The sequence below is a fragment of the Arthrobacter gandavensis genome (genome assembly GCF_039528575.1).
Lineage (GTDB): Bacteria > Actinomycetota > Actinomycetes > Actinomycetales > Micrococcaceae > Arthrobacter_B > Arthrobacter_B citreus_B.
Genome location: NZ_BAAALV010000007.1, coordinates 141,659 through 154,934, shown reverse-complemented (window position 1 = coordinate 154,934; position 13,276 = coordinate 141,659). Strand labels below are relative to the sequence as shown.

8 protein-coding genes are annotated in these 13,276 nt (G+C 67.6%); all 8 read right to left on the bottom strand.

The genetic code is table 11. The annotated features are described in order from the left end of the window. Window positions 1-16: 16 nt before the first annotated feature. Complete coding sequence (locus ABFX29_RS14245) at window positions 17-4,480, bottom strand: DUF4082 domain-containing protein (RefSeq protein WP_152228673.1); 4,464 nt, start codon at window positions 4,478-4,480, stop codon at window positions 17-19. Window positions 4,481-4,653: 173 nt separating this feature from the next. After that, complete coding sequence (locus tag ABFX29_RS14240) at window positions 4,654-5,943, bottom strand: hypothetical protein (RefSeq protein WP_152228674.1); 1,290 nt, start codon at window positions 5,941-5,943, stop codon at window positions 4,654-4,656. Next, window positions 5,943-7,319 carry an O-antigen ligase family protein gene (locus ABFX29_RS14235; protein WP_152228675.1) on the bottom strand — a complete coding sequence of 459 codons (1,377 nt, stop codon included), beginning with the start codon at window positions 7,317-7,319 and terminating at the stop codon, window positions 5,943-5,945. Before ABFX29_RS14235 ends, ABFX29_RS14240 begins: the two co-directional genes overlap by 1 nt. Then, window positions 7,316-8,044, bottom strand: coding sequence for a hypothetical protein (locus ABFX29_RS14230; RefSeq protein ID WP_152228676.1), 729 nt, complete (start codon window positions 8,042-8,044; stop codon window positions 7,316-7,318). Before ABFX29_RS14230 ends, ABFX29_RS14235 begins: the two co-directional genes overlap by 4 nt. Next, entirely contained in the window at window positions 8,041-8,859 is an 819-nt protein-coding gene (locus ABFX29_RS14225) for a hypothetical protein (protein ID WP_152228677.1), read from the bottom strand. Before ABFX29_RS14225 ends, ABFX29_RS14230 begins: the two co-directional genes overlap by 4 nt. Then, window positions 8,856-10,856, bottom strand: coding sequence for a glycosyltransferase (locus ABFX29_RS14220; RefSeq protein ID WP_170287777.1), 2,001 nt, complete (start codon window positions 10,854-10,856; stop codon window positions 8,856-8,858). The genes ABFX29_RS14225 and ABFX29_RS14220 overlap by 4 nt, the downstream gene beginning before the upstream one ends. Next, window positions 10,853-13,042, bottom strand: a complete 2,190-nt coding sequence (locus tag ABFX29_RS14215) for a glycosyltransferase family protein (protein ID WP_152228678.1) — start codon at window positions 13,040-13,042, stop codon at window positions 10,853-10,855. Before ABFX29_RS14215 ends, ABFX29_RS14220 begins: the two co-directional genes overlap by 4 nt. Then, on the bottom strand, window positions 13,039-13,276 hold a 238-nt coding region (locus tag ABFX29_RS14210), incomplete at its 5' end, for a hypothetical protein (protein ID WP_346038500.1). The genes ABFX29_RS14215 and ABFX29_RS14210, both read right to left, overlap by 4 nt.

The window sequence follows — 13,276 nt, the reverse complement described above, 5'->3', positions numbered from 1 at the left end:
CACCCGCCGGGCACTGCTACGGGTCCCGGCTAAAGACGACGTCCACCAGGTACGCCGCCCCGGCCTGCGTCATGGGGAACGTCCCGGCATAGGAATAGCGCCCGCCGTTCACGGGAACCAGCAGCGGAGCCCGGCTCCGGCCGGACACAAAACCGTCCGGAGTCGCTGAGTAGACCCCGGCCGGCGCGGTATAGGCCACCGTGTACTCAGTGCCCGGCACCAGCCTCGCAGGGACCGCCAGCGGTGCGGTCTGCCAACCGTCGGCGCCGCCGTCCGGGAACGTGACCCGCCCGAGTTCCGTGCCGGCGGCGTCGTAAAGGTACCCCGTGTGAGGGCCGGCATTGCCCTGCCCGCGGTAGAACCGCAGCGCGTTGATCCGGCCGGTCTCGGCAACCTGGAACGCGGTGCCCAGCGTAACCGGGGTCCCGTCCAGGACACGGTCGATGAGCGGGACGTCCGTCGCGGCGTACAAGCTGCAGGGGCACGCGGTTTCCGGGGTTTGTGGCTCGGGCGGAAGCTCCCCGGGCTCAAACAGGACATCCACCAGGTAGCTGGCCGCCGAAGGGCTGGCAGGGAATCCGCCGGAGTAGGTGAAACGCCCGCCCGAGGGTTCCACGCTCAGCGGCCCGTATTCGTACGCCGCGGCGAACTGGCCCGGAGACACTGAATATGTTCCCGACGGCGAAGTGTAGGCCGCCACGTACCGCTCCCCCGCCCGGAGCGGAACGGGGGAGGCAAACCGGACGCTCTGCCAGCCGCTCACGGACTCTCCGGTAAACGTCGCTGAGGCCAGGACGGTGCCGTCGATCGTGAAGACCTGCCCGCTGTGGGTTCCGGTGTTGCCGGGTCCTTTGTAGAAACGCAGCCCCTGGAGCAATCCGTCAGCGGATGTCCGGAAGGCAGTGCCCAGCACTACCGGCGCACCGTCAGCGACCACCGGCACTGCCGGTACCGCGTCCGGCGGGAACAGGCTGCAGCATGCGGAACCGGGGGTGGGCTCTGCAGTGGTGAAGGACCAGCTTCCGCTGCCGTCCGGCTGCAGGCCAGCCGCCGTGGCCGACAGCTGCACGGTATAACCGGCCGCACCGGCCAACGGGGAGGCGGGAGTGAATACGGCGGTGCGGGTTCCGGGGTCGTAGCCGGTCTGCCCGCGGACGGTCCTTCCGTCCGGGCCGCGGACGTCGAAAGACACGGAACCGGGGAGCACATCGTGGGAGAACACACCGGATACCGCGGTGTCCGCCGGAACCCCGGTTGCGCCGTCGGCCGGTGTCCTGGCGTGCACGCCCAGGGCGGGACCGCTCCGTTCAAACACCACGTCCACCAGGTAGCCGGAGGCGGACTTCCGCTCGGGGTAGGTTCCGCCGTAGACAAACCGGCCGCCCTCCGCCGGGACGGTCAGCGGACCAAACGTGTAGCTGCCGGCGAACTGGCCCAGGTTGGCGGAATATCCGCCCGCAGGTGAGCTGTAGGCAGCCACATATTCCTTCCCGGCCTGAACGGGCACCGGAACCGCGAAGGACGCGCTCTGCCAGCCGGAGGACGATTCACCGCTGAACGTCACCGCTGCAAGCTCTGCTCCGCCGGGGGCGAAGAGCCGTCCGGTGTGGACTCCGGTGTTGCCTGGCCCCTTGTAGAAGCGGATTCCAGTCACGGTACCCGCGGCGTCGGGCCGGAAGGCGACGCCGAGGCTCAGCGGAATACCGTCGGAAAGCTGCGGCAGCGCCGGGATCGAGTCTTCCGTGAAGAGGCTGCACGGGCATTCGCCTTCCGCGACGGTCCGTGCGGTGGTGAAGGACCAGTTGCCTCCCGAGCCAAGGTTTCGGCCTTCAGTGTCCGTGGCAGTGAGCTCCGCGGTGTACCGGATACCTTCCTCGAGCGGATCCTGGGGCAGGAACTCAGCGGTGCGGCTGGCAGCGGAGTAACGCGTGGTCCCGGCCGCCGGAGTTCCGGCGGCATCCCTGAGCACAATGCTGACGCTCTCCCGCTGCACCTCGCGGGAGAGCACGGCGCTGATCCTGCTTCCGGCCGGGACACCGGTGGCGCCATCCGCCGGTGTGTGCGAGGACGCGGAGAGCGGGGCGTTGCTGGTGGTTTCGAAGACTGCGTCCACAAAGTAGTTCGTGTTGCGGTAGCTGTCCGCCGGGAAACGTCCGGGTGTTGTGTTGTAAACCCCGGCGGGCGGCGCTCCGAATCCTCCGGCCACTAACAGCGGGGCCGCTGTGCTGCCGTGCTGGGACCAGTAGTCAGGAGCCGTGGCGTAGTGTCCGGTCTGTGTGCTGTAGGAAACGGTGTATCCGCGGCCGGCTGTGACTCCCACCGGCTCCATGAACGCCGCCTGCTGCCAGCCGGAGACGCTCTCACCGGTGAACACAGTCGTGGCGAGCGCGTTTCCGGCGGAGTCCCACAGGGTCCCGGTGTGCTGGCCGGTGTTGGCTGCGGACTTGTAAAAGCGCACTGCGCTGATGTATCCGGAGACCGAAGGCGTGAAGCGCATCCCCACTTCCACTGCGGAACGGTCCAGGCCGTCTGCCGTTGCCGGTTCCTCGCTGCCAAGGACGGTGAAGGGTCCAGACACGGACACCGGAACGGACACCCCGGCGGCATCGAAATTTGAGCTGTCATCGATGGCGCGGGCGCGGACGGTCTGGGTATCCATGCCGTGCTGGACGTAGGTGTAGCTCCACGCGGTGGTGCCCTGCGCCGCAGACCAGGTTTCGCCGTCGTCGGTAGAGACTTCCACCCCGGCAACCTGGCCGCCTGTATCGGCAGCGGTACCGGAGACTGTAACGCCCGACCCATTGACAACCGTGCCGCCGGGCTGGACAGAGACAATGGCCGTTGACGGGGGCACGGTGTCAGTGCCGGCCGCTGCCCGGACCAGTACCGGGTCCAGCGTTGCCGGCAGCGCATCCATGTCCGCCAGGAGGTTCACCTGGGCCTGCTGCATCCTGCGGTCCGCCGGCGCTCCCCAGCCGTCATGCTCGCGGTCAAGCCCCCAGGTCCACTGCACGCTGCCGGCTGAGAACACGAGCGCTCCGCTCGGCACCCGGTACTGGGTGACATGGTGAGTGGTTGTTCCCTCGGTCACCGTATTGCCGTAATCGCGCAGGTACTGGGGCGTTGGGCCGGTGGTGGTGGAGAGCCTGGCGAGGCCGGGCGGACGGAACCCGTTGTCCAGGTCCTCGTTGGATTCGTAGCCCACTGTGTGCGCTGCCAGTTCGGTGCCCGTTCCCGGACTCTGCGAAGCAAGTTCGGTGTGCCGCCACAACCGGTATTTACCTTCTTCGGCGCTGACGGTGACGGGCAGGTCGGAGAAGTTGGCAACATAGGCGGTGCCTGTCAGGGCGTTCTCGGGGATTCCCCCGCCCTGTGCCTGCGGGGCGAAGCGGGGGTCCCGCCAGGTGCCGGTCCATTCGGGTGCCGGATCGATTTTGGTGTTCGCCCACGTCTCCTTGTAGCTGACCAGCGTCCGGTGGGCGCCGCCGTCGGTGGTTGACGGCTCATACCGGGTCCGCCAGTACATCTCGTTGCCGGAGAGGAACTGCAGGTTCACGCCTGCGTCGCGGGCCGCTTCGACGTTTTCACGCTGCGCCCCGGACCAGTATTCGTCGTGTCCCACGGAAAGGAAGACGTTGTGGTTCAGCAGTCTGTCCCCGTCACGGTCGGTATCCACCCCGGAGATGTAGGTGACGTCGTAGCCGTTCTTTTCGAGGAAACGGACCAGCGGATACTCCGCGCTGAAATAGAAGTCCCTGCCATCGTTGTCCGCGCGGGTGGTTACGGGCCGGTTGTAGCTGAGTTTGTAGGCCCGTCCGTTGGCCGCGCCGCGGTAGAAGTCGGAACCTCCGTACGTGTTGTACGCCTGCCACGTGGGGTCCGAAGTCTGGAACACAACGTCGGCCGTGGACGCGTCGCTGCGGACGATAAAGGTGATGTGGCTGGCTCCGCCCGTGTCCGTGCGCTTGAGCAGGGCCACGTACACGCCGGAGACCGCGTCTGCCGGTACGTGCCAGGTAGCGGAGCGCTGCCAGGTCCCGCAGTCCACCAGTTCGGTGGACACGTCGCGGAGGCATTCGGGCTGGGTCTGGGGCAGTGCCGCCGACGGCGCCACGGAGGCGATGTGCCGGGCGCCCAGTCCCTGGTACCAGCCGGTGCGGTAGATATCGATGGTGTAGGCAGAGGCGTCCGTGTCCACCTTGAAGTCCAGGCTTTGCCCGGCGTCGACGCTGATATCCGTGGAGAAGCCCTGGATGCCGGGGTCCCCGGCCTTCTCTATGTCCCATTCATCCGGGTCCGCACCGGGTTTGGCGTTCTCACACACCACCGGACTGGCGGTGCACTCACCTGTCGCCCCGGCGGGGAGCAGAAGTGCATCCGGCAGCGCCAGCTGGGCCGCTGCCAGCACCGCAGCGAGTATCAGTGCCGCATGTGCCCGGCGGCGGGGCCGGGATGAACTGTTCGGGGATGCGCTGTTCATCTGTGGTGACCTGTTCTTCACTGACATACAAGGCTCCACAGCGTAAAAGTCCGGGCCGGAATGTGAGTGAGTGGACGTTACCGGCCGGTGCGTGCTTTTCGTCCCCCGCAGGCCGGACACCTGCGTGCGGGCCCGGGGAGGGGAACGCGCAGAAGGCGGGTAGTCCCCCGCCGCTAGCCGTCCAGGGGGAAACGGTAGATGTGGAAGGAGTACTCGTGTTCGAAGGTGTCCTCGAAGGTCCCGCCGGGGCCGGCCGCAAGGAACCGGTTTTCAAAGAGCACTTCTATCTCCGCGCTGCTGACGCCGGGCGGCAGCTTGAAGTTCCGCCCACCGGTTTGGGAGCCGCCCTCCAGCATGGCGAATACGTAGGCGTGCTCCCCCTTGACCTTGAGCATGGTGTCCAGTCCGGGACCGAAGGAATAGTCGTAGGACTGGGTATTGATCACCGGCGCCAGCTCATGGATCTGCCGATTCACCTCCCCCACGGCCTGCACCTGCGCCCCGCCGCAGAAGCCGGGGTCCATCTGCGAGGCCCTGAAGACATTGGAGCTCTGGCAGTCCCCGGAGAAGCTCTGGTTGAAATAGAGAATGCCCCTCGCCTCATTGATCACCGCACTCATGACAGCTCCCTTGACCTGGCCCGGCTGCACATACCCTGAGTACGTCCCCTCCACCGGGCCCCCGTTCAGGTTCTCCACGAAATGCCACAGCTGCTGCAGCTCCCCGTCAGCGGCGTCGCGGATGCGCAGGGCCTCGACGGCGCGGCCGTAGCTGGAAGCGCTCCGGCACGCCGGCCGGGTGATCTCCACCAGGTACGGACTGCGGTAAGGCTCCTGGGCGCAGTGCGGAACCGTGTACCAGTACATGTCCATGGACACCACGTCGGTGGGACCGTTCACCAGGGCTTCGGCGTCCGCCGCGGGAAGATCATTGCTGATCACCATCTGCGTGAAGTTCGCCATCCTGAATGTCCCCGGCGGTGCCTGCGCTGCCCGCGCCTCCAGCTGGTGCACTCCGTCCGGCGGGCTGAAGCGGCCGTCCACTTCATCGTCCAGGAACGTGCCCACCCAGTTGGGGCTGCCCGGGTCGAAGGAGCCGTTGATCCTGTCCCCGATCCAATACACGCCGTTGTCCTCGAAAAGACTGAACGGAGTGCCTTCGGACATGCCGATGTAGGTGTTGATTCCCAGGGACTTGTCATACTGCACCTCGGCGTCGGTGCTGATGCCGTTGTGCCACGCCACGACGGGAAAGAACTCCGGGTCAGTCCACCCTGCAGCCTTTGCGTTCGGGAAGGAAGCCCAGTATTCGGACCCTCCTTCCCACGGGATGCGGGGCAGAGCCAGCCCGGGCGAAGAAGGCTCGGCCGGTGCGGGCATGGCATCGCCGCTGCATCCGGCCAGGGCAATCCCCGCGGCTGCCGCGGCAGCAGCTGCTGCCGGTACGCGCACGCCGGTCGGCACTACAGCTCCACCGGGGAACCTGCTGCGGGTTTGCCGGGCAGCAGGGCAGGGGCCGGCTCCGGGAAACCGGTTCCCTGCCGGGCGAGTCCGCGGTAGGCACCTGCCAGTCCTGCCGAGAGGAACAGCAGCGCCGCCGAAATCGGGAAGTTGAGACCGTCGAAGAAGGACAGCAGCACCGCGCCTGCCAGTATCGACGCAGCCAGCCCGGAGCCCAACGCACGGGACAGGCTCCCGGCCGGGGACAGGTTGTACGCCGTTGAAACCGCCGCCCGCACCCCGCTGAGCAGCAGCAGGAGCAGCAGTATCAGTCCCACTGTTCCTACCTCAACGAGGGCTGTCAGGTAGCCGTTGTCGAAGATCCGGTAGTTGGGCAGGAACGTTCCAAAGCCGCGGCCAAAAAACAGGTTCCTGGACGCGATCTCTGCGGCGACAACATAGCTCTCTGTCCTGGACAGTGAACTGGAATCGTTTCCCAGTGTCTGGAACATGCCGCGGATGGTGCCCGCAATGCCGGGAACCGTGACGTACACGATTCCCAACAGGACGGTGAGCGCGCCGAGCACCCTGGTCCGTTGGGCGGAGGGCCAGGTGGGAATCAGCACGGCCAGGCCCACGGCTGCTCCGATGAACGCCGACCGGGAGCCGGACATGAGGCAGGCAAGGGACAGCGCGATCGGCGGCCACCAGCGCGCCGCCAGGCCCCGGTTCTTCTCCGCGAGCGCCAGGGTCAGTGCAAGGGGCAGCGCCATGGAAAGCACGACGGCGTATTCCAGCGGCTGCGTCGCTGTTCCCGTGGGCCGGATGAAGTCCCCCCGGCTGGAAACCTCGTGGCCGCCTTCTGCGCTGAAACCCGGGAGGGACACCCACTCAAGCAGGCTCTGGCCGGCCAGGAACTGCGCCAGCCCCAGCACGCCGGCAAGGCCACTGATCAGGACCAGCCGGCGAACCAGGGTCAGCCAGCGCTGAGGGGACGCTATTCCGTCGTTGGCGAGCAGCGCAACGCCCGCCCACCCCGCAACCCGGAGCATGCCGCTGTCGGCCGGCGAGGATTCGCTGGGCGGAATTCCCTGCAGGTTCGACACCGCGTAGCTGACCAGCACCGAGGCCAGGAACAGAAGCAGGATCCACCGCACCACCCTGGAACCCGTTTCCAGGGTGCTGGTGCGGCGCAGGCGTTCGAAGAACCACCAGAAAAGACCCAGCAGCGCCCAGAGGGTGGAGGGCCTGCCCATGGAGCCCAGCGCCGCGACGGTCAGGTAGGACGGTACTGCCAGCGTCAGGATCAGGTACACGGTGAGGAAGGAGACGACGTCGCCGGCGGCCGGATTGACAGCTTGCCGCAGTGCGGACGTGGCTCCCGTTTCCGGCGCGCTCACCGGATGCTCCCCGCGGGCTCCGCTGCCGGTTTCGGATGTGCCTCCCGGTGTCTGCCCCGGCCGCGGGTCCGAAGACTCCGGGCGCTCCGGGCCGCCAAAGCGTCCGTTCCTGCCGCCGCCGCGCAGGACAGGCCCGTGCCGGTAAGTGCCAGCACGATCATGGCCTTGGCCTCGCCCATGCGCGTCTTTCCGAAGGAATTGATGATCAGGTCCTCCGGCGCGCGCTCAACGGTGATCAGTTCTGCCGGCCCGGCTCCCGCGGCGAGCTGCAGATCGTCGCTCAAGGCACTCACCTCGTTGTGCACCCGGTCGATTTCGGCCGACACCACCTCCGGGCTCGGCCCGGCGGCCTGCACTGAAAGCACGGGCCGGTTGAAGGAAGAGAGCCACTGGCCGCCGGTGTCCAGCATGCCCACGGAGGTACCTCGGCGGATCCCGGTGCCGAACAGCGACGCAGTGGGGGACGCGAGTTTCGCGGACTTGGCACCTGCCAGGTACTTCCGCTCCACGATCGCGGTGAAGTCGATGAGGGTTTGCGGCTCCGCCCCGGTCAGGGTGCGGCTCTGTCCCGGGACAGCCGGTTCCATGAACACCAGATCCGCCTGCGCTGCATAAACGGCCGGTGACGTGCCGAGCGAGAGGAATGCGAACCCGGTGCAGCACAGTCCCGCCAGCAGCACATACCAGCGGCGCCGCAGCACGCGCAGGAGCTGGACAGCAGTCACCGTGTCCGGGCGTCTTCCCCGGAGACAGGTTCAGCACCCGCCTGCTGGCGCGGTGCCCGCACCCCGGCTTTACCCGGCCTGTTCCCTCGGGGCTGTCTGCGTTTCGCGAAAAGGGCAGTTGCCGTACTGCTTCCTGCGTGGGCCGGCAGGTCCTTCGAAACCGGCTCCGGGCTTGCCTCCCCGGCGCCCGAATCCACGGCAGCCGACTGCGGCCTGGCCCGCCGGGAGAGCAGCAGGCCGTCCGCCAGCCCGGTGAGCAGGAATGTCCCAGAGAGCCCGGCGACGACGGCCACTGCCAGCGCCTGCAGGGTCTGCTTTGAATTCAGGGCGGCTTCGGCGTCCACCACCACGGGCATGATGTCGATGCGCTGTGCCGGTATGACCTCCAGTTCATCCTGCATCCGGGTCAGCACGGCCGGGAGGGTCTGAAGCGCTGTGTCCAATACGGTCAGGGATTCGGCTTCGGTTTCTGCCGTTGCCTGCACAACCACGATTGATCCGCTGGTGCTGCGGTCCGGCTCGATGGTGTACGACGCCGAGGGATACTCTTCCAGAACCCGGTCGCGGACAGCGGGGGCGTTAGCCTGGCGCACCAGCACGTCCAGCGCTTCGCTCATTCCGCCCAGCTGGAGGTACGGGTTGCCCTCGTCTCCAACGGTCGCAGAAGGCGGCATCAGCACCATACTGCCCTGGGCGTCATAGGACGGGGGCACAATCCAGGCGGCGCCCCAGCACAGGAGCACCGTGAACAGAATCCCGGACAGGACCAGGTACCAGCGGCGCAGGAGCACGGCCAGGCTTTGGGGTGTTGTCACGGCGTCCCCTTGTTCACGGTACTGTGCAGGGCGCCCAGGTGTTCCTTGACCCGGTCCAGTCCCTCTTTGCCTGCCGCCCTCAGCAGCACGGTCTTAGCGGCCGTCCGCAGCCCGGACCCGATGCTCCGCCTCGGCGTGTGGAACAGGATTTCCCTGACGCGCTGGCCTGCAGTAGGCGGCCGGGCACCGGCAAGCAACCCGGGGAAACGCCCCTGGTGGGGATGCGGGGAAACCCGGATTCCCCGCACCCTGTTGCTGACGTTTCCGCCGTGGACCACCTGGAGCCAGCCGGGAGGGCCGTCAACTTCCCGCACGGGCATGCTGCGGCCCAGGAGGGTGTGCCAGTCTGCCCAGCAGCTGACGGCGCCGGACCACGGTTCTGCCACGCTGGCGAATGCGTTAGTCCGGTCCCGGCGTGCAAAGAGCCCGGAACCGGACAGGATCAGCCCGCTTGGCAGGTACAGCGCCGTTCTCCCCTGTACTTGAGCCGCGGCGCGCTGCAGCCGCTCAACAAAGTCCGTGGCCACGCCGTCGTCGTTGTCCAGGTTGGTGGTCATCAGTTCCGCGGACGGCTCCGCAACCATGCTGCGCAGGTCCGACAGCAGGTCTGCCCGCTCCACGGCGGTCCGGTAGACGGGTGTGAAGAGCCCGTCCGCGGACCATTGGCGGATACGTTCGCGCAGCCAGGCCGGGCTTTCTGGATCGAAATAAATCAGCCACCGGAACCGGGAGTTGGACTGTGCGGCCACGGAGCGCATGCAGTAGGACTCGAAAAGTTCCGCCCGTTCGCGAAGCCATCCCTCACGGGCGCGCACCAGGGACTCGGGGCCGGGCGTGGGCAGGTTGAACCTCGTGACAAGGAAATGGTCACCCTTCCAGGCCGGTGAGGCACCCTCGACGGCGTCCAGCAGGGTGCGTGCGCGGGCATTCCATGAATGGCCGCGCGCAAACCGCTGGCGTTCACGGATCTGTCGGGGATCCGGGGTGTCGGCCAGGACCTTACGGAGGGCGCGGGTGAAGTCCGCCGGAGTGGCCGCACGCGCCACGTGGCCGGCGCCGAGCGAGCGGGCGGCAGGCAAATCCGTCGAGACAACCGGCAGCCCCGCGGAGAGGTAGTCCAGCGTCTTCAGCGGGAAGCTGGACCGGTTGAACCCGGTATCCGCGTACGGGGTGATTCCGGCAGCGGCACCGGCGAGCCGGGAGGGGACTTCAACCGCAGGTATTTCCCCCTCCCACGTCACATTGCCGTTGGCCAGGAGGGAATCCAGCCGGGCCCGGACCGCCGGGTCCCGTTCCGTACGCGGACCTACCAGGCTGAGCGGAATGCCTGCTGCCGCGACGGCGTCCAGCACGTCGAAGTCCAGGCGTTCGTTCAGCTGCCCCAGCAGGATGGCTCCCCGCTGTTCCGTCCGGTCCTTTTGGTCCGGGGCAAACGCCTCCGGTACGCAGCCGTTGGGAAGGTTGAGCACCTGGATGTCCGGGCGCAGCGTACGCAGCCGGTCAGCGAGAGCCTCGCTGACCGCAGCTACGAGGTCCGCTTCTTGGAGGTTCCGGAGCATGCAGCGCTTGATACGCGCTGCGGAGAGACCCATAAGTGCTGCCCCGGCAAGCCAGTCGTCGGTCACGAAGTAGACCTTGACGCCGGATTCAAGCCGGGGAAAACGTGCCAGCGGCCCTGCCGCGACGACTGCGCCCGCCGCCGGACCGGTCTTCGCGGCAGACCGCACGGCCCGGTGGAGCAGCCAGCCGGCCACCGTGCCCAGGACAGGCCGGAAGGCTCCGGGAAGGACAGGGACCGTCAACCGGGTCAGCTGCGGTGAAACCACCGTTCTCCGGGGACGCAGCCCGTGAACGGTGCCGCCCGTAAAAGGTGCCGGCGGATCTACCCAGAGAACTTCCCGGTACTCGGCCAGGGCGGCCGCCAGCCGCTTCTCTGTCCCGGCCAGGTTCTCCCACCGCGTGCCGGCGATCCAGACCAGGGTGCCCTTGGTGCTCATGGCAGGCTTCCTTCCGTGCGTCGGGAAGGATGTCCTTCGCCGGAACCGTCTTTGCTGCCCGCCCGTCCCCTGCTTGCCAGCAGCGCAGTCCCGCGGACCGGGTCGTGCGCCAGCAGCACAAGCCAGCTGCCTGCGCCCAGCCCGGAGAGAATCCGGTACCCGCCGGGCGAGACAGTGTTGGCGATGACCACCAGGGCACACTCGGAGAGGAAGTCCATGTCGCTTTCAGCGGTTTCGGCGTCGGCTACGAAGGCAGCCGTACGGGAGGGGTCCGGGTTCCCGGAAGCCCTCGGCGCGTTGGCGGACGGGATGAACTCGAGCGGGGGAAGGGATGGGTTCAAGGCGAGGCCGCGCTGCAGCGCACGCTGGAGGCCGCTGTCGGTCGGCTTGCCATAGAAGACCGCTGAGTCAAGCCCCTCCCGGCGCAGGTTGTCCGTGAGGGTCCGGGAGAATTCGTCGGTCAGCAGGCGCTGTTTTAGCGGCGAGAGTTTCATCCGCAGCCGCTTCACTGCGCCGGTGCGGAGCCGCCAGCGGAGCCTGCGCAGCATCCGGTTCAGTGCCCGGCGCAGCCTGGATTCAACGGCGGCAGGTGCCATGGGCTGCCTGCGGGTGCCCGGCGAAGCCGGCGGCGTTCCGGTCTGCGCTCCGGCTTCCCCGCCCGGCGCGAAAAGTGCACCGGAGGGCGTCAGCCCTGCCGCGGGCTGCCCGCACGCGCGCAGCTGCCGCAGGATTTCGGCCTCCCAGCTTTCCGCTGGCTGCTCCGGCACCGGACAGACCGAGGCACGGAGCGGCACGTTCTCCGGAACTGGTGCCCCCAGGTAACTGCGCATCCGGTCCAGTTCGGGGTGCCGCAGGCCGGGGAACCGCAATGCCCCGGCCACCGCCTGTTCCGCTTCCCCTGAGCACAGCAGCGCCCGCAGGTGTACAGCCCACAGCACCGGGTCCGGATCCGGTGCGGAACGGTCCGTAAACGTGTCCACCAGCGCCTGCGTGGTCCAGTCCCTGGCCGCTTCCGCATCGCCTGCGGAGAGGTCCGTCCATGCCGCACCAACCACGGCTTCGGGGATGAAGTAGAAGTTCAGGCACTTCAGGAACTCGCGGCGGGCGCCGTCGGTGTCCTGTTCGCGCAGCATCCGCCAGCCTTCGGCAAGGTTCTCGCGGTCCCGGCCGCCGGCCCGGAATGGAGGGTGCGGCTCACGGACCGGAGCAAGGAAAAGGCTGCCGGCGGGCCCGGCCTGCACTATGCGGTCCGCGCTCCCCCGCACCGCCTGCAGTTGGAGCCATTGAAGGACCTGGTCCCGGCGGGACTGGACGTGGAACTCATGCACAAGGTCGTGCCCGGCGGTGACGATGCCGTGCAGCCGCTGGGGGTCGGCCAGCAGGATGTCGAGTTTCTCGGCGATGGCGTCTGCTTCCCCCAGGACGCAGTTCTGCATGTCCACGAAGCCAAAGGCTGCGAGCGCCGGGGTGTCCTCCGCGATCAGGCAGGCACCGGAGGCAGGGATCTCCAGGTGCTTCCGGACCAGGTCCCGGGACATGCTTCCGCACGCGGGAACGAAGACACTGGCACTGAGCAGCCGGGCATAATCCTGCCCGAAGACCGTGCGGCCTCCGGCCTTGCCCCACCCGTAGTGCGGCATGGTCATGGTTGCAAAGCTGCGGGAAAGAACCCTTCCGACGGCGTTGCGCCAGGGGTAGTGGCGTTCCTGGCTTCCGGTGATCAGGACCGGGATGTTCTTCTCCACCGGGTAGCGGTGGAAGACGGCGGGGTCCACGGAGTTGGGCCAGACAAAGAGCCGGTCCGCGATTTCAGGGGTGTACTCGGCCATTGCCACTGATGTAGTGAAGAACTGGTCAACCCCCCACCGGTCCATATCCGAGAGGAAGACCGCGCGTGCCAGGTCATAGGGGTCCGAATGGAGGAAACCCAGTTTCGGGACCTCCGGATGGCTGGAGGTGTTCCGGATGCTCCGTTCCCCCGCGTAGACCCCGGATTCGAAGACGCTGAGGTCCGGCTCAAAGGCATCGCATTCAGCCGCGTAGTCGCAGTCCCGGTCCACCACCCGAACCTCGAAGAAGTGCTCCAGTGTCTGGACGTGTTCATCCAGGTGCCGGTTCAGGAAGCCGGGCAGGCCGGGTTTTGCCCAGCGGAAAAACAGCAGCCGCGGTTTGGTCTGGGAGGTCATGCGGTTCCCTCCTTGGGCCGCAGGCGTGCGAGCAGCAGACGTTCACTTCGGTCATAGGCGTCCAGCAGGTGCCCGGTCCTGCCGCGGACGTGCGCGGGCAGGACGCGGCGCAGCATGGGTGCGCTGAACGCAAGGTAGGCAGCGCAGCCGGTGCAACCTCCCAGCAGCAGCCGGGTGAGGTCCCCGTCGGCAAGGGACGCGGCCGCCAGCGCCAGGACGCCGGAGCCCGCTGCG